This is a genomic window from Pseudomonas proteolytica (assembly GCF_007858275.1).
Lineage (GTDB): Bacteria > Pseudomonadota > Gammaproteobacteria > Pseudomonadales > Pseudomonadaceae > Aquipseudomonas > Aquipseudomonas proteolytica.
Window position 1 is genome coordinate 26,103 of the sequence record NZ_VFEV01000029.1, and the last position, 26,711, is coordinate 52,813.

A 26,711-nucleotide genomic window follows, 5' to 3' on the forward strand; every position below is an offset into this window, starting at 1 on the left:
TCCTTATCATTTGCGCTCACTTTTCCTACGAGAGACCGCACCTATGTTGGCACCCAAGCGCCTCCTGACTGCCCTGGCACTCACCCTTATCGCCAGCACCACCGTCCAGGCGGCTGACGAAGTGGTGGTCTACTCCTCTCGTATCGACGAGTTGATCAAGCCGGTGTTCGATGCCTACACCAAGAAAACCGGTGTACAGGTGAAGTTCATCACCGACAAGGAAGCGCCGCTGATGCAGCGCATCAAGGCCGAAGGCCAGAACGCCACCGCCGACCTGCTGTTGACCGTCGATGGCGGCAACCTCTGGCAAGCCGAGCAGATGGGCATTTTGCAGCCGTTCACCTCCAAGGTGATCGACGCCAACATCCCTGCGCAATATCGCGCTTCAAGCCATGCCTGGACCGGCTTGAGCCTGCGGGCGCGGACCATCGCCTACTCCACCGACCGTGTGAAGCCGGGTGAGTTGACCACCTACGAAGCCCTGGCCGACAAGCAATGGGAAGGCCGCCTGTGCCTGCGCACCGCGAAGAAGGTTTATAACCAGTCGCTGACCGCCACCCTGATCGAGACCCATGGCGCGGACAAGACCGAGGAGATCATCAAGGGCTGGGTCAACAACCTGTCCACCGACGTGTTCTCCGATGACATCGCCGTATTGCAGGCAATCAATGCCGGGCAGTGCGATGTGGGCATCGTCAATACCTACTACTACGGGCGCCTGCACAAGCAGGATCCGAAGCTGGCCGTGAAACTGTTCTGGCCTAACCAGGGCGACCGTGGCGTGCACGTCAACCTGTCGGGCATTGGCCTGACCAAATACGCCCCGCACCCGGACGCCGCCAAGGCCCTGGTGGAATGGATGACTACGCCTGAAGCGCAGAAGATCTTTGCCGACGTCAACCAGGAGTTCCCGGCCAACCCGGCGGTCGAGCCTTCGGCTGAAGTGGCGAGCTGGGGCAAGTTCAAGGCTGACACCTTGCCGGTGGAAGTCGCGGGCAAGCGCCAGGCCGAGGCGATTCGCCTGATGGATCGCGCAGGCTGGAACTGAGTACAATTTGTAAGGCTTCACAAATCTAATGTGGGAGCTGGCTTGTGTGGGAGCTGGCTTGCCTGCGATGCAGACACCTCGGTGTATCAGCGATACCGGGGTGATGCTATCGCAGGCAAGCCAGCTCCTACACAAGCCCGCTCCCACAGTGGTTTGTGTATGTCTCCAAATCATCCACTGCTTGGGAATTTCTTTTGGCCCACCCCGCCCAACGCCGCTGGTACCTGCCGGTCTTCACTGTCGCTGCCCTGGTGCTGCTGCCGCTGAGTGTCCTGCTGCTGTCCTGGCAAAGCATTGACACGCAAATCTGGTCGCACCTGTGGGACACCCAGATGCCGCGCCTGCTGGGCAACACCTTGACCTTGGTGTTGGGGGTCGGAGTTGGCGTAACGGTGTTGGGCGTGAGCCTGGCCTGGCTGACCAGCCTCTGTGAATTCCCCGGCCGGCGCTGGCTGGACTGGGCGTTGATGCTGCCGTTTGCCATCCCGGCGTATGTCCTGGCGTTTGTCTTCGTGGGCCTGCTGGATTTCTCCGGGCCGGTGCAGACCCTGCTGCGTGAGTGGTTCGGCACAGGCCTGCGCTTGCCGCGCGTACGCTCCACCAGTGGCGTGATCATCGTGTTGGTGCTGGTGTTCTATCCCTACGTCTACCTGCTGGCGCGCACCGCCTTTCTGGCGCAGGGCAAGGGCTTGATGGAGGCGGCGCGGGTGCTGGGCCAATCACCCTGGCAGGCATTCTGGCGGGTGGCCCTGCCCATGGCGCGCCCGGCCATCGGCGCCGGCGTGGCCCTGGCGCTGATGGAAACCCTGGCGGATTTCGGCGCGGTGTCGGTGTTTAACTTCGACACCTTTACCACCGCCATCTACAAGACCTGGTACGGCTTTTTCAGCCTGTCCAGCGCCGCGCAACTGGCAAGCCTGTTGCTGTTGGTGGTGATGCTGGTGCTCTACGGCGAGCGCCGGGCCCGTGGCGCCAGCCGCCCAAGCAACGAGCGGCCACGGGGCAAGGCGCTGTATCACCTGCATGGGTTCAAAGCCGCCGCCGCGACTGGCTGGTGCGCCCTGGTATTTGCCTGCGCGTTTGTCATTCCGATGATCCAACTGCTGGCCTGGTTTTGGCAGCGCGGGCGTTTCGACCTCGACGAGCGTTACACCGGGCTGATCGTACATACCCTTTACCTGGGCGGCATGGCCGCGCTGATCACCGTCAGCGTGGCGCTGCTGCTGGCGTTTGCCAACCGCCTGGCGCCGACCCGGGCCATCCGCTCCGGGGTGAGCCTGGGTAACCTGGGCTACGCCTTGCCGGGTTCGGTATTGGCGGTGTCGATCATGTTGGCGTTCAGCTATCTGGATCGCGAGTTAGTGATTCCGCTTTCCAGCTGGTTGGGAGGCGCGGGCAAGCCTTTGCTGCTCGGCAGCCTGTCGGCCCTGGTGATGGCTTATCTGGTGCGCTTCCTGGCTGTGGCCTATGGCCCGCTGGAAAACAGCCTGGCGCGCATCCGCCCATCCTTGCCGGAAGCAGCGCGTAGTCTGGGGGTCAGTGGGCCACGACTGTTTTGCAAAGTGTATCTGCCGCTCTTGCTACCAGGCACCTTGAGTGCAGCCTTGCTGGTATTTGTCGATGTACTTAAGGAAATGCCCGCGACCCTGCTGATGCGCCCATTCGGCTGGGATACCCTGGCCGTGCGCATCTTCGAGATGACCAGCGAAGGCGAGTGGGCGCGTGCCTCCTTGCCTGCACTGACCCTGGTATTGGTCGGCCTGTTGCCGGTCATCGGCTTGATCCGACGTTCGGCGCGACGAATCGGTTAGGTGCCAGTCCTACGGCTTGAGGCTACAATGCGCGGCATTCGGTGCGGCCCGTCTTTCGGGCAGGGTGGCTGATTGTGGCTGCAGGCCTTGTATTTCAAGGTGTGTAGCCCGAACGGCGACCGTCCGCACCTTCGCCACGCCCGGAAGGAGAAACCCATGGGACAGCGTACGCCTCTGTATGACCTGCATCTCGCCCTCGGCGCGAAAATGGTCGATTTTGGCGGTTGGGATATGCCTCTGCACTACGGCTCGCAAGTCGAGGAGCACCATCAGGTGCGCCGTGACTGTGGGGTGTTTGATGTTTCCCACATGACCGTGATCGACATCTCGGGCCATCAGGCCAGGGAGTGGCTGCAGTATCTGCTGGCCAATGATGTCGGTCGTTTGCATGGCTGCGGCCATGCGCTGTACAGCGCCATGCTCAACGAGCAGGGCGGGGTGGTGGACGACATGATTGTCTACCGCACCGAAGACGGTTACCGGCTGGTGGTCAACGCGGCCACCCGCGACCAGGATATCGCCTGGATGCAGGCCCAGCTGGGCAGCTACCAGGTGATGATGCGTGAGCGCCCGGACCTGGCCATGCTGGCTATCCAGGGGCCCCAGGCCCGACACAAGATTGCCGAGCTGGTCACCCAGTCTCGTGGCGTGTTGATCCACCAGCTCAAGCCCTTCGAGGGCCGTGCCGACGGCGACTGGTTCATCGCGCGCACAGGCTATACCGGCGAAGATGGCCTGGAAATCGTCCTGCCCGCCGACCAGGCCCCGGGTTTTTTCAACGACCTGGTCGGGGCGGGCATCTCGCCCATCGGCCTGGGCGCGCGCGACACCCTGCGCCTGGAGGCCGGCATGAACCTTTACGGCCAGGATATCCACCTGAATGTGTCCCCTCTGGCCGCCAATATGGCCTGGAGCATCGCCTGGGAACCTGCCAGCCGCGCGTTCATCGGGCGTGCGGCCCTGGAAGCCGAGCGTGAGGCTGGGGTTCAGCTCAAACTGGTGGGTCTGGTGCTGGAGGAGCGTGGGGTTTTACGCGCTCACCAGGTGGTTCGTATCGCCGATGTTGGCGAAGGAGAGATCACCAGTGGTAGTTTCTCTCCTACGCTGAGTAAATCCATTGCCCTGGCGCGTGTACCGATGGCAACCGCCGACCGCGCCGAGGTAGAGATTCGCGGCAAATGGTACCCGGTGCGAGTGGTCAAACCGACCTTCGTGCGCCATGGCAAAACCTTGATCTAACCTTTTCCGGCAGGCCAATGGCCGCTGACATTTCTTTTGAGGACACAGACTATGAGCAATATCCCTGCCGAACTGCGTTTTGCCGAAAGCCACGAATGGGCACGCCTGGAAGCTGATGGCTCGGTGACCGTCGGGATCTCCGATCACGCCCAGGAAGCACTGGGTGATGTGGTCTTCGTTGAGTTGGCTGAAGTGGGCAAGGTATTTGCTGCAGGCGACGCAGCGGGCGTCGTGGAATCAGTGAAGGCTGCTTCGGATATTTACTCTCCAGTGTCGGGTGAAGTGATTGCGGTCAACGAGGATCTGACCGATGCCCCTGAGTCGCTCAACGACAAGCCGTATGAGGCGTGGATCTTCAAGGTCAAGCCAAGCAATACCGCCGAACTGGAAAAACTGCTGGATGCCGCCGGCTACAAGGCTGCCATCGGCGAGTAACACCCCCCTGTGTAGGAGCCGGCAAGCCGGCTCCTACAACAAAGGTCAGGGCTTGAGCACCTGCTTCACCGCCGCAACCGCGCGCTCTACATCCGTCTTGGTCATCGCCGTAAACATCGGCAACGACACAATCAAACGCCCGACTCGTTCTGCCACCGGGAACATGCCTTCCTTGAACCCCTGTGCCCGGTACAAACTCAGCAGATGGATCGGCGGGTAGTGATAGCCAATGCCCACGCCCTGGGCCTGCATCTGCTCCATGAACGTGGCGCGGGCCGGCAGGCCATCCTGGCGCTCAGGCAGTACCAGCTGGAACAAGTGCCAGTTGCTGTTTTCGAAGTCGGCAGGTGGCAACTGCGCGCCGTATGTCGCCTCGAAATCGCTGCCAAAACACTCGAAGTAATGCCGGGCCAGGGCCTGTCGATGGGCAGTGATCTGCTCGATGTTGGCAAATTGGCCCAGGCCCACCGCCGCGGCGACATCGGTCATGTTGAACTTGCCGCCCAGCACATCCACATCCAGGCCATCGAAGCCGCTGCGAGTCACGCCTTGCAGCCGGTACTTTTCCGCCAGGCGTGCTTCTTCGGCGTTGTTCAACACCAGGCAGCCGCCTTCGCAAGAGGTGATGTTCTTGTTTGCCTGGAAGCTGAACGAGACAAAATCCCCGGTGGCGCCGATCCTCTGGCCATCCCAGCTGGCCCCGAGCGCCTGTGCGGCATCTTCGACGACACGCAGCCCGTACTTGTTGGCCAGGGCGTAGAGCATCGGCATGTCCAGCGGCAGGCCGGCCAGGTACACCGGGATAATCGCCTTGGTACGCGGTGTGATAGCGGCTTCCAGTTGGACCAGGTCAATATTGCGGGTCACGGGGTCGATATCGGCAAACACAGGCGTGGCGCCCACCTCCAGAATCACGTTGGCGGTCGCCACCCAGGAAATCGGTGTGGTGATCACCTCATCCCCTTGGCCAACCCCGGCGATGCGCAGGGCAATTTCCATGGTGCAGGTGCCGGAGTTGAAGGTGCGCACCGGCCGTCCACCAAAGTACTCCGATAGCTGTGCTTCGAACGCCTGCACCTTTGGCCCGCTGGTGATCCAGCCCGAGCGCAACACATCACCGACCGCCGCAATGGTGGCTTCGTCAATGCTGGGTTTTGAAAACGGCAGGAAAGGCAGTTGGCTCATGATGTTGAAGGTACCCGCAGGAGAAAGACCAAGAATAAAAACTCAAATCAACCCCGGCATCGTCGCACGGGGCAACTGAATATAGCCTGTCGCCTGTAAACGTATCGTCGAAAAACAAGCAAAAAAAAGCCGCTCTAAAGCGGCTTTTTCACGCACCGGATTTACTCGGCAGCAACTGCGTTTTTCGCCAGGATGGCGTTGGCCAACTCCATGTCGGTGGCTTTCAGGCCTGGATTGTCTGCCCGCACTTTCTGCATGGCGGCTTCCAGGTATGGGCCACGGATACCGCCGTCACTGGCGACGAAGCTGCCGGCGTCGTCCTGGGCGGCGACGACCAGCTTGTGGTCCTTGAAGGTCAGGTACGTCGAGCCGGTGGTGGCGCCCGATGAGATGACATTACGCCAGAAGCTGTCGGCCATGGCCGATCCAACTGGGAGGGAAAGCACGGCGAGGGTGGCGACAGCATATTTGAGACGCATGATGGGTGACTCCGACTGGGTTATCTGAACAGTTTGATTGTAGATAACCCGGTCGAGTTCCATGGCTGACTAAACAGTTTCAATTCGCAAAATCACGCCATCCTGGCCAATCACCCGTACTTGAGCCCCTACAGGTGCGTCAGGCCCGGTGACCATCCATACGCCATCGCCGACCTTGATTTTGCCCCGCCCGTCGATAATCGCCTGATGCACCACAAAGGTGCGGCCAATCAGCTCCGAACCGCGCATGTTCAGGCCCGGCTGGTCGCTGGCCTTGGCGCTGCTGCGCTGGCGCTTCCACCAGTACACCGCCGTCAGGATGGACAGCACCGCAAACAGCAGCAGTTGCAGCTCCAGCCCAAGCCCCGGGATCAGGAACTTGAGCACACCAACGGCCGCCGCCGCGATCCCCATCCACAGCAGATAACCGCCGGCACCAAACACTTCAAGAATCAGCAGCACCGTGCCCAGCGCCAGCCAATCCCAGAACGACAGGTGTTGCAGGAATTCCCACATGGTGCGGGCCTCAGGCTTTCTTGTTGTCGAAGGTGGCCTTGACGATTTCGCCGATGCCTCCCACTGCGCCAATGACCTGGCTGGCTTCCAGCGGCATCAGGATGACTTTGCTGTTGTTGGCCGAGGCCAGCTTGCCAAGGGCGTCGATGTACTTCTGTGCGACAAAGTAGTTGATGGCTTGCACGTTACCGGTGGCGATCGCTTCCGATACCACCTGCGTGGCACGGGCCTCTGCCTCGGCCTGACGTTCACGGGCCTCGGATTCAAGGAATGCGGCCTGGCGACCACCTTCAGCCTCGAGGATCTGCGCCTGCTTCTTGCCTTCGGCGGTCAGGATGGCGGAGGCGCGCAGGCCTTCGGCTTCGAGGATCTGGGCACGCTTGATACGCTCGGCTTTCATCTGGCCGGACATGGCGGCCATCAGGTCGGCGGGCGGGCTGATGTCCTTGATCTCGATACGGGTGATCTTGATGCCCCAAGGTGCGGTGGCTTCATCGACCGTGCGCAGCAGCTTCTCGTTGATGCCGTCGCGCTGGCTGAGCATGGCATCCAGTTCCATCGAGCCGAGCACCGTACGGATGTTGGTTTGCAGCAGATTGCGGATCGCATGTTCGAGGTTGTTGACCTCGTAGGCTGCCTGGGCGGTGTTCACCACCTGGAAGAAACACACCGCGTCGATCTGCACTGTGGCGTTATCGGCGGTGATCACTTCCTGGGGCGGAATATCCAGCACGCTTTCCATCACGTTGATCTTGCGCCCGATGCGGTCCATCACAGGAATGATGATATTCAGGCCAGGCTTGAGCGTGTTGGTGTAGCGGCCGAAGCGTTCCACGGTCCACTGGTAGCCCTGGGGCACGACCTTGAAGCCCATGAACAGGATGGCGATGGCCAAGCCTACGAAGAGGAGAAGCACTGTTCCGATCTGCATAACGATTCCTTGTCTGGTGGTGGCGGTGACGCGAAGTCTGTCGATTGTAACGGGCTTGCCGCAGATAAGAACGGTTTACTCGTTCGCTGGTGTGACCCGTAGCACTTCCTCCAGTGTGGTCAGCCCCGCAGCCACCTTGTGCGCACCTGCCAGACGCAGGCTGTGCATGCCGCCGTTGAGCGCTTCGCGGCGCAGTGCCTGCAAGTCGGTGTCGGCACTGACCAGGGCCCTGGCCCCGTCATTCATCAGCATGATTTCGTAGACCCCGATACGCCCGCGATAGCCACTTTCGCGGCACTCTACGCAGCCATTGGCGCGGTAGACGCTGGCGGGTGGTGCCACGCAGGATTGGGTAGCGCTGTGCCAAGCGTCCTGGTTCAACGCCGTCGGGCTTTTACAGTGTGGGCACAACCGCCGCACCAGGCGCTGGGCCATGACCCCAAGCAGAGTGGCCTTGATCAAGTAATGGGGAATGCCCAGTTCCAGCAGGCGGCTTACTGCGCTGGGAGCGTCGTTGGTGTGCAGGGTCGACAGTACCAGATGACCGGTCAAGGCCGCCTGGATCGCCATTTCAGCGGTTTCCAGGTCGCGGATCTCGCCGATCATGATGATGTCCGGGTCTTGGCGCATGAGCGCGCGGATGCCGCTGGCGAAGGTCAGGTCGATATTGTGCTGGACCTGCATCTGGTTGAAGGCCGGCTCCACCATCTCGATGGGGTCTTCCACCGTGCACAGGTTCACCGTGCGGGAAGCCAGTTGCCGCAGGGTGGTATAGAGGGTGCTGGTCTTGCCTGACCCGGTGGGGCCGGTGACCAGGATGATACCGTTGGCCTGGGCGGTCATGTGCTGCCAGCGCTGCAGGTCATCGGCCGACAGCCCCAGTTGCTGGAAATCCTGGAGCAGCACCTGGGGATCGAAAATCCGCATCACCAGCTTCTCGCCGAAGGCCGTGGGCAGGGTCGAAAGACGCAATTCCACTTCGATACCCGTGGGCGTCTTGGTCTTGACCCGGCCATCCTGGGGCTTGCGCTTCTCGGCGACATTCATCCGCCCGAGGCTTTTCAGGCGGCTGACCACGGCGGTCGTGACCTGGGGCGGAAACTGATAGACATCGTGCAGCAAACCGTCGATACGGAAGCGCACGCGGCCTTGGTCGCCGCCCGGTTCGATATGGATATCGCTGGCGCGCTGGCCGAAGGCAAATTGCAGCAGCCAGTCGACAATATTGACGATATGCGCGTCGTTGGCGTCGGGCTCCTGATCGCCGGCACCGAGGTTGAGCAACTGCTCGGCAGGGGGCGCCGTGGGGTTGGTCTGGTCGGCCCCGCTGACCGACCTGGCCAGCCGGAAGAACTCCTGGGTACAACTGCGGATCGCCTGGGGGTTGGCGACCACGCGCTTGATCGAGCGCTTCAACACATGAGCCAGCCCCGCTTCCCACTCGCGCAGGTAGGGTTCGGCGCTGGCCACCGTCACGCTGTCGCGATCCAGGGCGACGGCGAGGATATGGTGGCGCTGGGCGAAGGCATGGGACATCAGCGGCACCACGCTCGCCACATCGATTTTCAGTGGGTCGATGCGCAGATAGGGCTGGTATACATGACTGGCGAGCCATTGGGTCAGCCGTTCCAGTGATAGCGGCAGGCCAGGCCGCGTGGGGTCGGGCAGTGACTGGCCGGCGAGAAACTCCAGCGGGTGCAGGCCATTGGCCGGAGTTCGCCGCAGGCGTTCGGCCAGGGCAGTGTCGATCAAGCCATGGGCGGTGAGGGCGGGCAGCAGTTCGTCGAGGCAAAGCCTGCGATCCTGGCATTGTGGCGCAACGGGCATGGCGGTTTCCTGGGCGGTTTCATGCGGTAGCGCCAAGGCTAGTTCCATCCTGGTCGCTGTCGCCCAGAGGGTTATTGCCGGTTTTTACTGAGCCATCGCTTGTACGGTCTGCAACCTTGTGGATTCAACAGGTTGCAGCTCCAGCGAGCACACGCTGATCAGGTTACGAAGTTTTTCACCGATCACCTGGGCGCGGTGCCAGCTCAGGCCGTCCATCACTACGTCGATGTTCAGCAGGTCATCGTCGCGTGTCACGTTCACCTGTTGCGGCACGAGGAACTGCAAAGCGAAGTAGTTCAGGATCCGGCACAGCACATCGGGCTCGGCTTCGGCGAGGATCTGGTAGCGCGCCTGGCAATGGCTATTGCTGACTGCCCAGGCATCGACGCGGGTGGGGCTGGCTGGGACTGAATGCATGGCCGTTCTCCAAATTTGACTGGAGAAATTTTTACATGAGCTGTGGGGTATTTCTTATCTATGTTTGAGTGATATGCCTTATAAATGAATAGCACTATTCGAGCGTACGGGATTAAAGGGTATTTTTATGCACAGTGAGTTGGACGTCTACGACCGCCGGATCCTGGCACTGCTGCAGGAAGACGCGTCACTCTCCAGCGCGCAGATTGCCGAACAGGTCGGTCTGTCGCAGTCGCCTTGCTGGCGGCGGATCCAGCGGCTCAAGGAAGAGGGGGTGATTCGCGCCCAGGTGACGTTGCTCGACCGCAAGAAGATTGGCCTCAACACGCAGATCTTTGCCGAGGTCAAACTCAACGCCCACGGGCGGTCCAACTTCACGGAGTTCACCGAGGCGATCCGCGGGTTCCCGGAGGTGCTGGAGTGTTATGTGTTGATGGGAGCGGTGGATTTTCTGTTGCGCATTGTCACCTCGGATATCGAGGCGTATGAGCGGTTTTTCTTTGAGAAGTTGTCGATGGTGCCGGGGATACAGGAGGTCAACTCGATTGTGGCGTTGTCGGAAATCAAGTCGACCACCAGCCTGCCAGTGTTGCGCTGAGCGGCGGCTTGTGGCAACCGGGCTTGTCGTGGCGAGCGGGCTTGCCCCGCGCTGGGCTGCGTAGCAGCCCCAAAACCTGTCGCCTCGGTCCACCTGAAAAATAAGTTGGTCTTGGTTGGGGCTGCTACGCAGCCCAGCGCGGGGCAAGCCCGCTCGCCACGACAAGCCTGTTCCACAAGAGGTCGGCTTGCCACAACAAACCTGGGGGCGCTTACAGACGCAGCAAAGTCTTCCACGCACGATTCTGATACACCGCAATCACCTGATGCATCCGCGCATCCAGCGATTCGTCGGTGATTGGCAGGTTGGCCAGGGCCGCCAACTTGTTCAGCTCACCGTACAAACGATCCAGCTCCGGGATTTCCAGCAGGTGCCGGGCATGGTGCAGCCAAGCCTGCAGACGCTCGATGCGCGGCAGTTGCTCGGCGAGGTCTTCGGGCTGTTGCTGGTAGCGCGGCAGGCGCAGGGCGACGGCTTCGTCGGCCAGCAGGCGCGGCAGCCAGTTGGCGACCTGGGCGGCGCCCTGGCGGTTGCCGCGCACGTTGCGGTCCTGGGTCCAGGTGCGGGCCAGCAGCCAGCGCGAAGTGTTCAGTGAGAACAGGCCCCAGCGCACGTCGGTCAATTCTTCGAGGAACTGTTCCGGCGCGGCCTTGCGCACGTCTTCATCGTCTTCACCGGCCTGGACCAGTGGGCGCCAGTCTTCCAGCAGGGCGTCGAGGGCGCTGCGCAGTTCGCTGGTGGATTGACGTGGCGCAGCCTGGCCGAGGCTACCGATCAGGGCGCGCATTTCGGCGAGGTTTTCCACCCAGTCCTGCAGCAGGCGCCAGTGACCGTTGAAACGGTACTGCTCGGCCAGGCGCTGGCTGCTGCCCAGCAGATGCCAGGTGAGCGCGGCGAAGGCGTCGTCCAGGGGGATTTCTGGTTGCAGTTGCGGGGCCGGCAGGCTCAGGGAATAGCTGTTGGCGTCAAACAGGCGATAGCCGCGCTCGGCCTTGCTGATATCGCACGGCATCAGCGCCAGGGTCTGGGCCAGTTCGGCAGCCAGTTCCAGCAGGGCGGCGGGCTCGCCTTCGCGCAGTTCCAGTTCCAGTTCGCAGATTTCTTCCTTCTGCTTGCCGGCAATCACATGGCCCAGGTCCAGGGCGGCTTCGATTACCACCTTGGCCTTGCCACGGCCCCAGGCGATCTCGGCACGTTCGCGCACGAAGTCGGTGGTGAAGATCGGCTTGAGGGTCTTTTTGTCCAGCTCGGCCAGTTGCTCGGGCCAGCATTCGCCGTCGAGTTTCTTCACGTCGAGCTTGGCTTTAGGCAGCTTCCAGTCGTATTCATTACGTTCCGACAAGCCGGCAACACTGTGGCCGCGGGTCTTGAGGGTCTGGATCACTTCGTCGCCATCCTTGCGCAGGCGCAGGGCAACCTTGGCCTGGGCCAGGTCACGCTCGGGGGTATCGAAGTACTGGTTCATCAACTCACGGCGTTCCCAGCCACTTTTATTGCGTTTTTTCAGGAGCGGGTGCTCACGCAGCGCGGCGAGGGTCTCGCGGCTGACGCGGAGCTTGATTTCGGTTTCTTTTTGCATGGCCGGAACATCCAGGATCGGGAGTGCAGCCGGGGGAATATGTGGCTGCCAAGGTCGTGCAGTGTACAGGACTGAGCCCGGCAACGTGCCGCAACGGGTTTATTGTGCAGCGCAGATGGTTCTATGATGGGTTTCATCTGTGGAAGTTGAGAGACAGCGCATGCCTTTACCGTCCATGAAAGAACAATTTGCCGCTCTGATTGCCGCGCCCTCTGTCAGTTGTACCCAAGCGTCTCTCGACCAGACCAACCGCCCGGTGATCGATCTGCTCGCCACCTGGCTCGGCGAACTGGGCTTTGCCTGCGAGATCCAGCAGGTCAGCCCTGGCAAGTTCAACCTGTTGGCCAGCTTCGGCAGCGGCCCCGGTGGCCTGGTGCTGGCGGGGCACAGCGATACCGTGCCGTACGATGAAGCGCTATGGCAGACCGATCCTTTGAAGTTGACGGAAGTGGACGGGCGCTGGGTAGGACTGGGTAGCTGCGACATGAAAGGCTTTTTCGCGCTGGCCATCGAAGCGGTCCTGCCGCTGCTCGACCAACCGTTCAAGCAGCCGCTGTTGATCCTTGCCACCTGTGATGAAGAAAGCTCCATGGCCGGCGCCCGCGCGCTGGCTGCGGCCGGTCGCCCGCTGGGGCGGGCTGCAGTGATTGGCGAGCCCACGGGCCTCAAACCGATCCGCCTGCACAAGGGCGTGATGATGGAACGTATCGACATCCTCGGGCGCAGTGGTCACTCGTCAGACCCAAGCCTGGGCCACAGCGCCCTCGAAGCCATGCATGATGCCATGGGCGAGCTGCGCGGCCTGCGCCTGGCCTGGCAGCGGGAGTATCGCAACCCACAGTTCAGCGTGCCCCAGCCCACCTTGAATTTTGGCTGCATCCACGGCGGCGACAACCCCAACCGCATTTGCGGCCAATGCTCCCTGGAATTCGACCTGCGGCCCTTGCCCGGCATGGATCCGCAGGTGCTGCGCGACGCCATCCAGCAGAAACTGCGGCCCATCGCCGAACGCCATCAGGTGCAGATCGACTATGCGCCGCTGTTCCCCGAAGTGCCGCCTTTCGAGCAGCCTGAAGATGCCGAGCTGGTGCGGGTCGCGGAACGATTGACCGGCCATCGTGCCGAAGCAGTAGCGTTCGGCACTGAAGCGCCTTATCTTCAGCGCCTTGGTTGTGAAACCCTGGTGCTCGGCCCTGGGGATATTGCCTGCGCCCACCAGCCGGGCGAGTACCTTGAAATGTCACGCTTGACGCCTACAGTGCGTCTATTGCGGGAATTGATTGAACACTACTGCCTCAAACCTGCATAAATTAACCCCATTGCATCCCGTACTTAGAAGGAGAGCGAGCGTGTCGCCAAGCCTGTTCCGACGATAACCATCAGCCCGCTGTGCGTTTAGCGATTCATCCTTTTTTGGCTGCTTTTTATAACAGGCCCAGGTTTATGCCCGAATACGTCAATTGGCTTCGTCACGCTTCCCCTTACATCAATGCCCACCGTGACTGCACCTTTGTGGTCATGCTGCCGGGCGACGGTGTGGATCATCCCAACTTCGGCAACATCGTCCACGATCTGGTGCTGCTGCACAGCCTCGGCGTGCGCCTGGTGCTGGTACATGGTTCGCGCCCGCAAATCGAAACCCGCCTCGCCGCTCGCGGCCTGACCCCGCATTACCACGATGGCATGCGCATCACCGATGCCGCGACCCTGGAGTGCGTGATCGACGCGGTCGGCCACTTGCGTATTGCTATCGAAGCACGACTGTCCATGGACATGGCGTCCTCGCCAATGCAGGGCTCGCGCCTGCGGGTAGCCAGTGGCAACCTGGTGACCGCACGGCCGATCGGCGTGCTGGACGGTATCGATTACCACCATACCGGCGAAGTGCGCCGGGTCGACCGCAAGGGCATCAACCGCCTGCTGGACGAACGCTCCATCGTCGTACTGTCGCCATTGGGCTATTCGCCGACCGGGGAGATTTTCAACCTGGCCTGTGAAGACGTCGCCACCCGCGCCGCCATCGACCTGGGCGCCGACAAGCTGCTGTTGTTTGGCGCCGACCTGGGCCTGATCGACGAAAACGGCCGACTGGTGCGCGAGCTGCGTCCGCAGCAAGTACCGGCGCACCTGCAACGCCTGGGCAACAACTACCAGGCCGAACTGCTGGATGCGGCGGCCGAGGCCTGTCGTGGGGGTGTGGGGCGCAGCCACATCGTCAGTTATGTCGAAGACGGTGCGCTGTTGACCGAACTCTTTACCCGGGACGGCGGCGGTACGCTGGTGGCCCAGGAGCAATTCGAACTGGTGCGGGAGGCGGCGATTGAAGACGTCGGCGGCCTGCTGGACCTGATCAGCCCACTGGAAGAGCAGGGCATTTTGGTGCGCCGCTCGCGGGAAGTGCTGGAGCGGGAAATCGAACAGTTCAGCGTGGTAGAGCGCGAAGGCATGATCATCGCGTGCGCCGCGCTGTACCCCATTGCCGACTCGGAGGCGGGTGAGCTGGCGTGCCTGGCGGTCAATCCGGAATATCGCCATGGCGGCCGTGGTGATGAGCTGCTCGAGCGCATCGAAACCCGCGCCCGCACCCAAGGCTTGAAGACCCTGTTCGTGCTGACGACCCGTACCGCCCACTGGTTCCGCGAGCGCGGCTTTGTGCCAAGCAGCGTGGATCGCCTGCCGTCGGCGCGGGCTTCGCTGTACAACTTCCAGCGTAATTCGAAGATCTTCGAGAAGACCCTGTAAACACGGTATTCGGTACACCCAATACCTAATGTGGGAGCGGGCTTGCTCGCGAAGGCAGTGTGTCAGTCAGCACATTTATTGACTTCACACCGCCTTCGCGAGCAAGCCCGCTCCCACATTCTTTGTCCGGGTTTATTCTTTGATGAATTTTCCGGTCACGTAGGCTGAATAGTCCGGTAGCACTGTCTCTACTTTCCCTTGTTCCTTGAGAAACTTCGCCGTATCTCCAATGGCCTTGGCTGTCCCACCATTAAGCAAGGCGTCGGTTTGCTGCGCCCGGGCATCGGGGAAGGTGCTGCCTTCCAGCAGTTCGGGAATATCTGCGGCGTTTGCGCCGGTCAACCTGGCGATCTTCTGTACCGGCGCCGAATCCACCGTCCAACTGGCTTTATGGGCCGCATACTCGGCAAACGAATCCAGGGTGACCTTGGCAAACTTGGCCACCACCTCAGGATGCTTCTCGGCAAAATCCTTGCGCGCCACCCACACCTCGAACGTCGGCGCGCCCCATTGGCCGACCTGGGCAGCATCGGTGAGGATCCTGCCGGTCTTGCGGATTTCCCCCAGGGCCGGCGACCAGACAAACGCGCCGTCGATATCCCCGCGTTTCCAGGCTGCGGCAATTTCGCCTGGTTGCAGGTTCACCACTTTGACCTGCTTTGTGTCCAGGCCCCAGTGTTTCAAGGCCCCGAGCAGGCTGTAGTGGGATGTGGAGACAAAGGGCGTGGCGATGGTTTTGCCGATCAGGTCCTTGGGTGCGTCAATGTGACTGTCGTTGCGCACTACCAAAGCTTCAGAACTATTGATCTGGGCCGATACGATGAACGCTACGATGGGTAGGTTACGGGATGCGGCGGCCGCCAACGGGCTGGAGCCGAGGTTGCCGATCTGCACATCGCCGGAGGCAATCGCGGTGATCACTTCCGGGCCGCTATTGAAGCGGCGCCAGTCGATTTTCTCGCCGATGGCCTGCTCATAGACGCCGTCGGCCTGGGGCACTTTGCTGGGGTCAACCCCGGTTTGGTAACCGATGGTGAGACTGGCCGCTTGCACGCCAAAAGAAAGTGTAAGTGATAGTAAAACTGTAACAAATTGACTAGAGGATGCGCGTTTGGCCATGATGGCGTCGCCTTTTTGATCGTGAGTGACGTGTGCGAGATTCTGATCACACTAAACGATCTAAAAAATGGCCAATAAATACCCTTTAGGAATTAGCTTATGGAGCGATACCCCGCTGCGGGATTGTCGCGCCATGGAAAGTGTTATTCCTGAATAGTATGAAAAAGGATGAAATAATTCTTTTTGGGTGTATGAAAAACTCATTACCCTGCAGGGACCAAATCAACTGCGGTTAGACGAAGGTAGTAGACACACAAGGTTACGATTGACTTGTCAGTCACGATCTGGCGCTAATCGCGCATCTGTGGATCGAGGGCGTCAGACCCGAGACCAAAGAACTACAAAAATTAGAAACGAGAGGAGCGGTACATGAAGAAGTCCACATTGGCGTTCGCCGTCGCGGCTGGGGTTTTGGCTCAGCAAGCTGGCGCCGCTGGTTTTGTTGAAGACAGCAAGGCAAGCGTTACTGCACGTAACTTTTACATCAACCAAGATAACCGTGATGGCGCCGCCAAGCCTTCCAAGCAGGAAGAATGGGGCCAGGGTTTCATCTTCAACTTCGCCTCGGGCTATACCCAAGGTACCGTTGGTTTCGGTGTTGATGCGATCGGCCTGTACGGCGTCAAGCTGGACTCCGGTAAAGGCACCGCCTACAACAACAACAGCGCCAACAAGGGTGGCGTTGTTTTCCCAAGCGACAGCGACGGTCGTGCGGTAGACGATTTCGCCAGTCTGGGCCTGACGGGCAAGGTCAAGATCTCCAAGACCGAACTGAAGCTGGGTACCTTGCTGCCGAAACTGCCGGTAGTGACGTCCAACGACGGTCGTCTGTTGCCACAAACCTTTGAAGGTGGCCAGATCACTTCCAACGAAATCGACAACCTGACCCTGGTTGGCGGTAAGTTGGAGCACGCCAAAGGTCGTAACTCCAGCAACAATGACTCGCTGACTATCGCTGGCTCCAACGGTGCAACCCGCACCGCCACCGCCAACGCACGTAGCAACGAGTTCTATTATGCCGGTGGTGATTACAAGATCACCAAAGACTTGGTGGCCCAGTACTACTACGGCAACCTGTCCGACTTCTACAAGCAGCACTTCCTGGGCCTGACCCACAACTGGGCGCTGCCAGTAGGTAGCATCAAGTCCGACCTGCGTTACTTCAACAGTGACTCCGACGGCAAGAACTCGAGCCAGGAAGGCCGTATCGCCGGCTACCGTGCGTCGGGCTACCAGAATGGCGGCGAAGTCGATAACCGCACCTGGAGCGCCAAGTTCACGTACAGCCTGCAAGGCCACGCGATCAGCGCCGGCTACCAGCGTGTCAATGGCACCAGCGACTTCCCGTTCCTCAACCAGGGTGACGGTGCTTCCTCGTACCTGATCACTGACATGCAGATCGGCAAGTTCCAACGCGCCGGCGAGCGCACCTGGTTGGCCCAGTACGCTTATGACTTCGCAACCATCGGGTTGCCAGGCCTGACCACCTCTGTTGTCTACCTCAAGGGTGACAACATCGCCACTTCGACCGGCGACAAGGGCGAGTGGGAACGTGACTTCAACCTCGGCTACGTAATCCCGGAAGGCACCTTCAAGGGCCTGGGCCTGGCGTGGAAAAACGCCTCGCTGCGCTCCCAGGTTGCTTCCCAGCGTGACCAGGACGAAAACCGTCTGATCGTCAGCTACACCCTGCCGATCTTGTAATACCAGCAGTAAAACCGGGTAAGCGGATTAAATGGTTGATCTTACCTTTGCATGAGAGTGAGACAGACCGGCATCTCATCGGATTATCTGGTTGATGCTTCACCTACTGCTGGTGCATGTTTCCTTCGCTAATTCCAGCAAGAACCCCACACGCCTCAACTTCCCGGTCATCGTTGCAACTCGCTCTCAGTGAAACGAGTTGTTTCTCAAGCGCTTGCAGAGCGGTTATCTGCGACCGCACATGAGAGATGTGATCATCGAGCAAGGCGTTGACGGCGGTACAAGGCTGATGAGGGTCGTCCTCATAGCTCTGTAGTTCGTGAATCTCAGCCAGTGACAGGCCCAGGATTCTGCAGCGACGGATGAAGGCCAGCCCCTCACCATGCTTCTCGGTATAGACACGGTAACCGTTGTCCTGCCGATCAGGCGGCGGCAACAAGCCCTGCTGTTCATAGAAGCGGATCGTCTGTGTTTCGACCCCTACCAACTGCGCCAACTGACCAATGCGCATCAGCCTCCTCCCCAACGGATTCTTTACTCTATTGACCTTATAGTAGCTTTATAGTTTTAAATGGTACCACAACATTGTTCAAGTGGAGTCGTATCATGAGCAAATCCTGTGGTGGCGCCTGTGGCGGTGATGCAACGTCCGCAGCGGATACCGATATACAGGCCTCCTCCGAGGCGCCAGGGAGATGGGTCAGTGTTTATGCCGTGCCGAAGATGGACTGTCCATCAGAAGAACGAATGATTCGCCTAGCCCTGAACGGCTTTGAGGAAATTCGGGCGCTGTCCTTCGACTTGTCGAACCGCCGGCTGAAGGTCGTGCATGACGGCGAGGTCGAGCCCGTCACCTCGAAACTGAAGACCTTGGGGCTAGGCGCCTCGCTTCAGGAAACCGTCGCTGCAAATCCGGAGACCATCAAGGCCGCCGAGTTTTCGGCAGCTTCTGCTAAGCAAGAATCCGGGACCCTGCGCTGGTTGCTCGGCATCAATGCACTTCTGTTCGTGGTGGAAATGACTGCCGGTCTGATCGCCCGGTCCACCGGCCTGATTGGAGAATCCCTGGACAATTTTGCCGATGCGGCGGTGTACGGGCTTGCCCTTTATGCGGTTGGACATAGCGTGAAAATGCAGGTACGTGCCGCGCATCTTGCTGGTGTACTGCAACTGATCTTGGCTGTGGGCGTGCTCGTAGAGGTGGTGAGACGCTTTGTATTCGGTAGTGAGCCTGAATCGCTGGTGATGATGGCTATCGCATTCGTCGCATTGATTGCCAATACCAGTTGTCTGCTGCTCATATCCAAACATCGGGAAGGCGGGGCGCACATGAAGGCAAGCTGGATATTCTCGGCCAACGACGTGGTGATCAACCTGGGGGTCATCACCGCCGGCGCCCTGGTCGCGTGGACCGGTTCCAATTATCCGGATCTGATTATCGGCACCATCGCGGGGGGCATTGTACTTAACGGTGCCAGACGCATTTTGGCGTTGAAGGGTTAAATAATGCTCATTATTGGCAAAAAGCTCTCGCCGTATGCCCTATTGTCCATATCGGGCCTGCTGGCAGCGTCTGATCAGGCTGTAAAGTGGCTGGTGCAGCAATCAATGGCCTATGGCGAGTATGTTTCGGTGACCCCGTTCTTTAACTGGGTGCACCTATGGAACACCGGTGCCGCATTCAGTCTTTTTGCGAATGGTGGAGGCTGGCAGCGCTACTTTTTTATCGGAATCGCGGTAGTGGTCTCGATTTTTCTGATCAAGCTGATCCTTGAAAATCGTCATAAAGGAGAAGCCATCGCTTACAGTCTTATCCTCGGTGGCGCCATGGGCAACCTGATTGACCGGGTCTTTCGCGGCTATGTTGTGGATTCCTTTGATTTCTATTGGCGAGACTGGCATTGGCCGGCCTTCAACCTGGCTGATATTGCAATTGTCCTCGGTGCCTTACTTTTCGTTTCCAGCAGCTTGTTGGGTAAAAAAGCAAACACCAATGCCGAGTCGGATGGATCTGACTGACACCTACGCCTATACAACACCATGACCGAACTTCCCGACAACATCCTTCACCTGCCGCAATACCAAGTACTGGGCTGCAAATCAACCGACGACGAAATGCACTTCCAGGTGGACGTGCCCGATCCCATCGCCTGCGAGGAATGCGGCGTGCAGGGTGAGTTCGTACGGTTCGGCAAGCGTGACGTTCCCTATCGTGATCTGCCCATCCACGGCAAGCGGGTCACTCTCTGGGTGGTCCGCCGCCGATACACCTGCCGGGCCTGCAAGACAACATTCAGGCCCCAGCTACCGGAGATGGTGGACGGATTCCGTATGACACTGCGGCTGCATGAGTACGTGGAGAAGGAATCCTTCAACCACCCCTACACCTTTGTGGCGGCACAGACCGGCCTGGACGAGAAGACGGTGCGCGACATCTTCAACGCCCGCGCCGAGTTCCTGGGGCGCTGGCACCGCTTCGAGACGCCCCGCATCCTGGGCATTGACGAGCTATACCTGAACAAGCGCTACCGCTGCATTCTGACCAACATTGAGGAGCGAACCCTGCTCGACCTGCTGGCCACCCGCCGCCAGGACGTGGTGACCAACTACCTGATGAAGCTGAAAGACCGGCAGAAGGTCGAGATCGTCAGCATGGACATGTGGAACCCCTACCGGGCAGCGGTCAAGGCTGTGCTGCCCCAGGCCCGTATCGTGGTCGATAAGTTCCATGTGGTGCGCATGGCCAACGATGCCCTAGAGAGAGTGCGCAAGGGCCTCAGAAAGGAGCTGAAACCGTCCCAGAGCCGGACTCTCAAGGGAGACCGGAAAATCCTGCTGAAACGCGCTCACGAAGTCTCAGACCGGGAGCGCCTCATCATGGAGACCTGGACAGGCGCGTTCCCGCAACTGCTGGCCGCCTACGAGCACAAGGAGCGCTTCTACGGCATCTGGGACGCCACCACACGGCTCCAGGCAGAAGCCGCCCTGGACGAGTGGATAGCCACCATCCCGAAGGGCCAAAAGGAAGTCTGGAGCGATCTGGTCAGGGCAGTGGGAAACTGGCGCGAAGAGACCATGACCTACTTCGAGACGGACATGCCCGTCACCAACGCTTACACGGAGTCCATCAACCGACTGGCCAAGGACAAGAACCGTGAAGGGCGCGGTTACTCCTTCGAGGTGATGCGGGCACGAATGCTCTACACCACGAAGCACAAGAAGAAGGCACCGACTGCGAAGGTCTCTCCTTTCTACAAGAAAACCATCGGTTACGGACTGCCGGACTTCGCAGAGGAACTCAACTACGGAGTCGATCTATCAACCATCTGAGGGTGGTATCAGATTGATGGGGTGAAGGTGCCCCATCAACCATTAAATCCGTATACCCGTAAAACCTTGCCCGGCGCAAAGCCGGGCAAGGTGCTGTTGCTTTCAAGTCGGGCTCAACCCCCGCAAGCCCTTCCTGAATCCCTCTTTTTACAGCGTCTCAAGGCCTTCTCGAACCTTGGGCGGCATGTTGGCGTGCGCCTTTTGCAGGGTCCAGTGAACAGATTTTTAATATTCCTATATCGTCTAAATAAATCGATATTTATTCTTTTTAAAATCTCATCGGCGCAGGCACAGTGGGTTGCATAAGCACTCATCAGGAGCCACACCATGAGCCTCAGACTGGGCGATATCGCCCCCGACTTTGAACAGGATTCCAGCGCCGGCAAGATTCGTTTCCACGAGTGGCTGGGCGATAGCTGGGGTGTGCTGTTTTCCCACCCGGCGGACTTCACCCCGGTGTGCACCACCGAGCTGGGCTTCACCGCCAAGCTCAAGGATGAGTTCGCCAAGCGTGGGGTCAAGGCCATTGCTCTGTCGGTGGACCCGGTGGACTCCCACCACAAGTGGATCGAAGACATCAACGAAACCCAGAACACCCTCGTCAACTTCCCGATCCTGGCCGATGCCGACCGCAAGGTCTCGGACCTTTACGACCTGATCCACCCCAATGCCAACGACACCCTTACCGTGCGTTCGCTGTTCGTGATCGACCCGAACAAAAAGATTCGCCTGACCATCACCTACCCGGCCAGCACCGGGCGCAACTTCCACGAAATCCTGCGGGTCATCGACTCGTTGCAACTGACCGACAACTACAAAGTCGCCACTCCGGCCAACTGGCAGGACGGTGATGAAGTGGTGATCGTGCCGTCGCTCAAGGATGAAGACGAGATCAAAAAGCGCTTTCCCAAGGGCTATCGCGTGGTCAAGCCGTATCAGCGGCTGACCCCACAACCTAATCGTTAACCTGAATCCAATGTGGGAGCGGGCTTGCTCGCGAATGCGGTGGATCAGCAAGAAATGTGCTGACTGATACGCCGCATTCGCGAGCAAGCCCGCTCCCACAGGTTGATCGCATTTCAGTGCTCACATAGCAGGGGTTTTCAGGCCGTCTCGACGGCCTTTTTTTTCGCCTGATAAATGATTTTTCTTATATGCAATTTAAGAATAAACAAATGAAAAAATAAGATTTATAGATATATAAATCTGCTGATAAGGTCTGTTCCATCTTGGCGCCATCGCCGCACCGCGAACCGCCGACACTTGCTCAAGGAAACTCCCGATGCTGGTCGTAACACTTGGTGGCAGTCCCAGTCAGCGTTCCCGCTCCGGGGTCTTGCTGGATCACTCCCGGCGCTGGTTGCAGCAGCAAGGCGTGGAAGTGGTGAGTTATCAGGTACGGGACTTCCCGGCCGAAGATTTGCTGTATGCCCGCTTCGACAGCCCGAAGGTCCTCGACCTGCTGGCCCAGGTGGCCAATGCCGATGGTTTGCTGATCGCCACGCCGGTGTACAAGGCGTCGTTTTCCGGCGCGCTGAAAACCGTCCTCGACCTGCTGCCGGAACGCGCCCTGGCCCACAAAGTGGTATTGCCCATGGCCACTGGCGGCAGCATTGCCCACATGCTGGCGGTGGACTACGCCTTGAAGCCAGTGCTGTCGGCACTCAAAGCCCAAGAGCTGCTGCACGGGATTTTTGCCGAGGACAGCCAGATCGCCTACGGCGAAGGCAGTGCCCAGGCGCAGTTGGTGCCGATCCTTGAACAACGCTTGAGCGAAGCCCTGGAGCAGTTCTACAGCGCCATGGCCCGCCGCCCGCAACCGCTGGACCCCCATGTGTTGAATGAACGTTTGTTGAGTGCTCGCTGGAGCATCTAAGCCACACCCGGATATAAGCCACACCCGAATACAAAACCCTCACCTTACTCAGCCGCCAACGGCCAAGCAGGTGCAGCCACAACCCTAATCGTCAATTTGGAGAGCGCCATGCGCACTATCATCTTGCGTCGGGGCCTGGTCGCACTGTTTGCTGCGGCTGTGTCCTTCGGCGCCATTGTTCAAGCCCAGGCCGCTGAAACCCTGCGGATCGGTTATCAGAAATACGGCACCCTGGTGCTGCTCAAAGCCAAGGGTACCCTGGAAAAACGCCTGGCCGAGCAGGGCGTGACCGTGCAGTGGACCGAGTTTCCCGGTGGCCCGCAGTTGCTCGAAGGGCTGAATGTCGGCTCCATCGACTTTGGCGTCACCGGCGAAACCCCACCGGTGTTCGCCCAGGCCGCCGGTGCCGATCTGCTCTACGTCGCCTACGAACCGCCAGCGCCGACCAGCGAGGCCATCCTGGTACCCAAGGACTCGCCGATCAAATCGGTGGCCGAGCTCAAGGGCAAGAAAGTCGTGCTCAACAAAGGCTCCAACGTGCATTACCTGCTGGTGCGCGCCCTGGAAGACGCCGGCCTGAAATACACCGACGTACAGACCGTGTTCCTGCCGCCCGCCGACGCCCGTGCCGCCTTCGAACGAGGCAGTGTCGACGCCTGGGTCATCTGGGACCCGTACCAGGCGGCCGCCGAGCAACAACTGCAAGCCCGCACCCTACGTGACGCCACCGGCATTGCCGACAACCACCAGTTCTACCTGGCCACCAAGCCCTATACCGAAAAACATCCGGACGTGATCAAGGCGCTGGTGGAAGAAGTGCGCGCCGTAGGCGAATGGTCCAAGGCCAACCCCCAGCAAGTCACCCAACAAGTTGCGCCGCTGCTCGGCCTGCCGGCTGACATCACCCTGACCTCGGTCAAACGCCAGGGCTACGGCGCGCTGTTCCTGACCCCGGAAGTGGTCGCCGCGCAGCAGAAAATCGCTGACACCTTCTACCAGCTCAAATTGATTCCCAAGCCCTTGAGCATCAAGGACGTGATCTGGACGCCACCTGCGACCGTTGCCAAAGCGCCGTAATCCGACTTCTTCAGGAGACAACTCCATGAGCCTCAATATTTTCTGGTTCCTGCCTACCCACGGCGACGGCCATTACCTTGGCACTGCCGAAGGCGCTCGCGCCGTAGACCACGGTTATCTGCAGCAGGTGGCCCAGGCCGCTGATCGCCTGGGTTTTGGCGGGGTACTGATCCCCACCGGTCGTTCTTGCGAAGACTCGTGGCTGGTGGCCGCCTCGCTGATCCCGGTGACCCAGCGTCTGAAATTTCTGGTTGCCCTGCGCCCCGGCATCATTTCGCCGACGGTGGCGGCGCGCCAGGCAGCGACCCTGGACCGGCTGTCCGGTGGACGGGCGCTGTTCAACCTGGTGACCGGTGGTGATCCAGAAGAACTGGCCGGTGATGGCCTGTTCCTTAGCCATGAGGAGCGCTACCAGGCCTCGGTGGAATTCACCCGTATCTGGCGGCGCGTGCTGGAAGGCGAAACCGTGGATTACGACGGCCAGCACATCAGCGTCAAAGGCGCCAAGTTGCTCTACCCGCCGATCCAGCAGCCACGCCCGCCGTTGTATTTCGGCGGTTCTTCCGAAGCGGCCCAGGACCTGGCAGCCGAACAAGTGGAAATGGTCCTGACCTGGGGCGAACCACCAGCGGCAGTCGCGGAAAAAATCCAGCAGGTACGGGTCAAGGCGGCCAAGCTTGGGCGCACCGTGCGCTTCGGTATTCGCTTGCATGTGATCGTGCGTGAAACCAACGAGGAGGCATGGAAAGCCGCCGACAAACTGATCTCCCATCTGGACGACGACACCATCGCACGTGCCCAGGCCTCGCTGTCGCGCTTTGATTCGGTTGGCCAGCAGCGCATGGCCGCCTTGCATGGTGGCAGTCGCGACAACCTCGAAGTCAGCCCCAACCTGTGGGCTGGCGTCGGCCTGGTACGCGGCGGCGCCGGCACGGCACTGGTGGGCGATGGGCCGACCGTGGCGGCGCGGGTCAAGGAGTACGCGGACCTGGGCATCGACACCTTTATTTTCTCCGGTTATCCACACCTGGAAGAGTCGTACCGGGTTGCAGAGTTGCTGTTCCCGCACCTGGATATCGAACGTCCCGAGCTGCCGAAAAGTGCCGGTTACGTCAGCCCGTTTGGCGAGATGGTGGCCAACGACATTCTTCCCAAAGCCGCGTCGCAGAGCTGAGGCGCCGTCATGAATAGTCAACGGATTCTGCATCGGCTGGCGCCTTGGGCACTGCCGGTCCTGTTGCTGGCGGTGTGGCAGTTGTCGGTGTCGGCGGGCTGGCTGTCGACCCGGATTTTGCCGGCCCCCAGCGCAGTGATTGCGGCCGGCGTGCACCTGGTCAGTAGCGGTGAGATCTGGACCCACCTGGCCATCAGCGGCTGGCGCGCGGGCCTGGGTTTTGTGATCGGCGGCGGCATTGGCCTGGCCCTGGGTTTTATCACCGGCCTGTCGAAATGGGGCGAGCGCCTGCTGGACAGCTCGGTGCAGATGATTCGTAACGTGCCGCACTTGGCGCTGATCCCGCTGGTGATTTTGTGGTTCGGCATTGATGAGACGGCGAAGATTTTCCTGGTCGCCCTCGGCACGCTGTTCCCCATCTACCTCAACACCTATCACGGCATCCGCAACGTCGACCCGGCACTGGTGGAGATGGCGCGCAGTTATGGCTTGTCGGGTTTCAGCCTGTTTCGCCAGGTGATCCTGCCGGGCGCGTTGCCATCGATTCTGGTGGGGGTGCGTTTTGCCCTGGGCTTTATGTGGCTGACGCTGATCGTCGCGGAAACCATTTCCGCCAGCTCCGGTATCGGCTACCTGGCGATGAATGCCCGGGAGTTCCTGCAAACCGACGTGGTGGTACTGGCGATTGTGCTGTACGCGGTGCTCGGCAAATTGGCGGACCTCGCGGCGCGTGGCCTGGAGCGGGTGTGGCTGCGCTGGCATCCGGCCTATCAAGTACACAAAGGAGGTGCGGCATGACCGCTCAACAACCTCCACGCCTGCTGCGGGGCATTCCGTTAGCGGTGCGCAAGCTGCGCAAGGCGTTCGGCGCGCGGGAAGTCCTGCGCGAGATTGACCTGCACATCCCGGCGGGCCAGTTCGTGGCTGTAGTGGGCCGCAGTGGCTGTGGCAAAAGTACCTTGCTGCGCCTGCTGGCCGGCCTTGATAGCGCCAGCAGTGGCGAGTTGCTTGCAGGCTCTGCACCCCTGAGCGAAGCGCTCGAAGACACGCGGCTGATGTTCCAGGAAGCGCGCCTGCTGCCGTGGAAAAAGATCATCGATAACGTCGGCCTGGGCCTAAAAGGCAACTGGCGGCCCCAGGCGCTTGAGGCGCTGGAGGCGGTCGGCCTGGCCGAGCGTGCCGATGAATGGCCGGCGGCGTTGTCCGGTGGCCAGAAACAACGGGTGGCCCTGGCCCGCGCCCTGATTCACCAGCCGCGCCTGTTGCTGCTGGATGAACCCTTGGGTGCGCTGGATGCCCTGACCCGCATCGAGATGCAGCAACTGATCGAAAACCTGTGGCGCAAGCACGGTTTTACCGTGTTGCTGGTGACCCATGACGTCAGCGAAGCCGTGGCCATTGCCGACCGGGTAATCCTGATCGAAGACGGCGAAATCGGCCTCGACCTGCATGTGGAACTGCCACGCCCGCGGGTCCGTGGCTCCCATCGCCTGGCGGCCCTGGAAACCGAAGTCCTCAACCGTGTGCTGTCACTGCCCGGCACGCCGCCGGAGCCGGAACCTGTTTCACCGTTGCCTACGCAATTGCGTTGGGCGCAATAACTCACTTGTCCCTTAAGGAATAA

General features: G+C 60.2%; 26 protein-coding genes. 17 read left to right on the forward strand and 9 right to left on the reverse strand.

Annotated elements, in window-relative coordinates; translation table 11 throughout:
* Positions 1–43 precede the first annotated feature (43 nt).
* The 4 genes from FIV38_RS19985 to gcvH all read left to right on the forward strand — a co-directional run bounded on the left by FIV38_RS19985 (position 44) and on the right by gcvH (position 4,533).
* Positions 44–1,048, forward strand: coding sequence for an extracellular solute-binding protein (locus FIV38_RS19985; RefSeq protein ID WP_029289509.1), 1,005 nt, complete (start codon positions 44–46; stop codon positions 1,046–1,048).
* A gap of 194 nt (positions 1,049–1,242) precedes the next feature.
* Positions 1,243–2,859 (forward strand): ABC transporter permease, encoded by a 1,617-nt coding sequence (locus FIV38_RS19995; protein ID WP_070994014.1) that lies wholly within the window; start codon positions 1,243–1,245, stop codon positions 2,857–2,859.
* A gap of 156 nt (positions 2,860–3,015) precedes the next feature.
* Positions 3,016–4,098, forward strand: a complete 1,083-nt coding sequence (gene gcvT / locus FIV38_RS20000; RefSeq protein ID WP_092231261.1) for a glycine cleavage system aminomethyltransferase GcvT — start codon at positions 3,016–3,018, stop codon at positions 4,096–4,098.
* A gap of 51 nt (positions 4,099–4,149) precedes the next feature.
* Positions 4,150–4,533, forward strand: a complete 384-nt coding sequence (gcvH, locus tag FIV38_RS20005) for a glycine cleavage system protein GcvH (RefSeq protein ID WP_092231258.1) — start codon at positions 4,150–4,152, stop codon at positions 4,531–4,533.
* 45 nt (positions 4,534–4,578) lie between these two features.
* On the opposite strand, the gene FIV38_RS20010 is transcribed toward gcvH, so the two are convergent.
* From FIV38_RS20010 to FIV38_RS20035, 6 genes are all read right to left on the reverse strand, one after another.
* Positions 4,579–5,718, reverse strand: a complete 1,140-nt coding sequence (locus tag FIV38_RS20010; protein WP_092231256.1) for a DegT/DnrJ/EryC1/StrS family aminotransferase — start codon at positions 5,716–5,718, stop codon at positions 4,579–4,581.
* 161 nt (positions 5,719–5,879) lie between these two features.
* Complete coding sequence (locus FIV38_RS20015; RefSeq protein WP_029289499.1) at positions 5,880–6,197, reverse strand: DUF2388 domain-containing protein; 318 nt, start codon at positions 6,195–6,197, stop codon at positions 5,880–5,882.
* 69 nt (positions 6,198–6,266) lie between these two features.
* Positions 6,267–6,713 carry an NfeD family protein gene (locus tag FIV38_RS20020; RefSeq protein ID WP_092231253.1) on the reverse strand — a complete coding sequence of 149 codons (447 nt, stop codon included), beginning with the start codon at positions 6,711–6,713 and terminating at the stop codon, positions 6,267–6,269.
* 10 nt (positions 6,714–6,723) lie between these two features.
* Positions 6,724–7,644, reverse strand: coding sequence for an SPFH domain-containing protein (locus tag FIV38_RS20025; protein ID WP_027608388.1), 921 nt, complete (start codon positions 7,642–7,644; stop codon positions 6,724–6,726).
* Positions 7,645–7,719: 75 nt separating this feature from the next.
* On the reverse strand, positions 7,720–9,471 hold the full coding sequence (gene tfpB, locus FIV38_RS20030) for a type IV pilus assembly ATPase TfpB (protein ID WP_092231310.1): 1,752 nt from the start codon (positions 9,469–9,471) through the stop codon (positions 7,720–7,722).
* Positions 9,472–9,555: 84 nt separating this feature from the next.
* Complete coding sequence (locus tag FIV38_RS20035) at positions 9,556–9,888, reverse strand: hypothetical protein (RefSeq protein ID WP_029289492.1); 333 nt, start codon at positions 9,886–9,888, stop codon at positions 9,556–9,558.
* Positions 9,889–10,015: 127 nt separating this feature from the next.
* Between FIV38_RS20035 and FIV38_RS20040 the strand changes: the two genes are divergently transcribed.
* The gene (locus FIV38_RS20040; protein ID WP_029289490.1) at positions 10,016–10,486 is read left to right on the forward strand and encodes an Lrp/AsnC family transcriptional regulator; all 471 of its coding nucleotides are present in this window, start codon (positions 10,016–10,018) and stop codon (positions 10,484–10,486) included.
* Positions 10,487–10,697: 211 nt separating this feature from the next.
* Here FIV38_RS20040 and FIV38_RS20045 read toward each other — a convergent pair whose 3' ends face one another.
* Positions 10,698–12,065, reverse strand: coding sequence for a CYTH domain-containing protein (locus tag FIV38_RS20045; protein WP_092231249.1), 1,368 nt, complete (start codon positions 12,063–12,065; stop codon positions 10,698–10,700).
* A 160-nt stretch (positions 12,066–12,225) separates the two neighbouring features.
* On the opposite strand from FIV38_RS20045, the gene argE reads away from it, so the two are divergent.
* Both argE and argA read left to right on the forward strand, forming a co-directional pair.
* The gene (gene argE / locus FIV38_RS20050; protein WP_092231246.1) at positions 12,226–13,374 is read left to right on the forward strand and encodes an acetylornithine deacetylase; all 1,149 of its coding nucleotides are present in this window, start codon (positions 12,226–12,228) and stop codon (positions 13,372–13,374) included.
* Positions 13,375–13,508: 134 nt separating this feature from the next.
* Complete coding sequence (gene argA / locus FIV38_RS20055; protein ID WP_029289484.1) at positions 13,509–14,807, forward strand: amino-acid N-acetyltransferase; 1,299 nt, start codon at positions 13,509–13,511, stop codon at positions 14,805–14,807.
* 132 nt (positions 14,808–14,939) lie between these two features.
* Here argA and tauA read toward each other — a convergent pair whose 3' ends face one another.
* Positions 14,940–15,926 (reverse strand): taurine ABC transporter substrate-binding protein, encoded by a 987-nt coding sequence (tauA, locus tag FIV38_RS20060; RefSeq protein ID WP_092231243.1) that lies wholly within the window; start codon positions 15,924–15,926, stop codon positions 14,940–14,942.
* A gap of 369 nt (positions 15,927–16,295) precedes the next feature.
* On the opposite strand from tauA, the gene FIV38_RS20065 reads away from it, so the two are divergent.
* Positions 16,296–17,630, forward strand: a complete 1,335-nt coding sequence (locus tag FIV38_RS20065; protein WP_092231241.1) for an OprD family porin — start codon at positions 16,296–16,298, stop codon at positions 17,628–17,630.
* A 103-nt stretch (positions 17,631–17,733) separates the two neighbouring features.
* On the opposite strand, the gene cadR is transcribed toward FIV38_RS20065, so the two are convergent.
* Positions 17,734–18,141 (reverse strand): Cd(II)/Pb(II)-responsive transcriptional regulator, encoded by a 408-nt coding sequence (cadR, locus tag FIV38_RS20070; protein ID WP_009403731.1) that lies wholly within the window; start codon positions 18,139–18,141, stop codon positions 17,734–17,736.
* A 95-nt stretch (positions 18,142–18,236) separates the two neighbouring features.
* Here cadR and FIV38_RS20075 point away from each other — a divergent pair, with 95 nt between their 5' ends.
* The 9 genes from FIV38_RS20075 to ssuB all read left to right on the forward strand — a co-directional run bounded on the left by FIV38_RS20075 (position 18,237) and on the right by ssuB (position 26,688).
* Positions 18,237–19,133 carry a cation efflux transmembrane domain-containing protein gene (locus FIV38_RS20075; protein WP_004364974.1) on the forward strand — a complete coding sequence of 299 codons (897 nt, stop codon included), beginning with the start codon at positions 18,237–18,239 and terminating at the stop codon, positions 19,131–19,133.
* A gap of 3 nt (positions 19,134–19,136) precedes the next feature.
* The gene (lspA, locus tag FIV38_RS20080; protein WP_003821921.1) at positions 19,137–19,649 is read left to right on the forward strand and encodes a signal peptidase II; all 513 of its coding nucleotides are present in this window, start codon (positions 19,137–19,139) and stop codon (positions 19,647–19,649) included.
* A gap of 21 nt (positions 19,650–19,670) precedes the next feature.
* Positions 19,671–20,960, forward strand: coding sequence for an ISL3-like element ISPpu12 family transposase (locus FIV38_RS20085; RefSeq protein ID WP_004574636.1), 1,290 nt, complete (start codon positions 19,671–19,673; stop codon positions 20,958–20,960).
* A gap of 327 nt (positions 20,961–21,287) precedes the next feature.
* The gene (locus FIV38_RS20095) at positions 21,288–21,926 is read left to right on the forward strand and encodes a peroxiredoxin (protein ID WP_092231239.1); all 639 of its coding nucleotides are present in this window, start codon (positions 21,288–21,290) and stop codon (positions 21,924–21,926) included.
* Positions 21,927–22,242: 316 nt separating this feature from the next.
* Complete coding sequence (ssuE, locus tag FIV38_RS20100) at positions 22,243–22,836, forward strand: NADPH-dependent FMN reductase (RefSeq protein ID WP_038444301.1); 594 nt, start codon at positions 22,243–22,245, stop codon at positions 22,834–22,836.
* Between the two features lie 108 nt (positions 22,837–22,944).
* Entirely contained in the window at positions 22,945–23,913 is a 969-nt protein-coding gene (locus tag FIV38_RS20105) for a sulfonate ABC transporter substrate-binding protein (RefSeq protein ID WP_092231237.1), read from the forward strand.
* Positions 23,914–23,938: 25 nt separating this feature from the next.
* Positions 23,939–25,087: an FMNH2-dependent alkanesulfonate monooxygenase gene (ssuD, locus tag FIV38_RS20110; RefSeq protein WP_029289471.1), complete on the forward strand. Its 1,149-nt coding sequence runs from the start codon at positions 23,939–23,941 to the stop codon at positions 25,085–25,087.
* Positions 25,088–25,096: 9 nt separating this feature from the next.
* Positions 25,097–25,885 (forward strand): aliphatic sulfonate ABC transporter permease SsuC, encoded by a 789-nt coding sequence (gene ssuC / locus FIV38_RS20115; RefSeq protein ID WP_092231234.1) that lies wholly within the window; start codon positions 25,097–25,099, stop codon positions 25,883–25,885.
* Complete coding sequence (gene ssuB / locus FIV38_RS20120) at positions 25,882–26,688, forward strand: aliphatic sulfonates ABC transporter ATP-binding protein (protein ID WP_032858910.1); 807 nt, start codon at positions 25,882–25,884, stop codon at positions 26,686–26,688. The genes ssuC and ssuB overlap by 4 nt, the downstream gene beginning before the upstream one ends.
* Positions 26,689–26,711 lie beyond the last annotated feature (23 nt).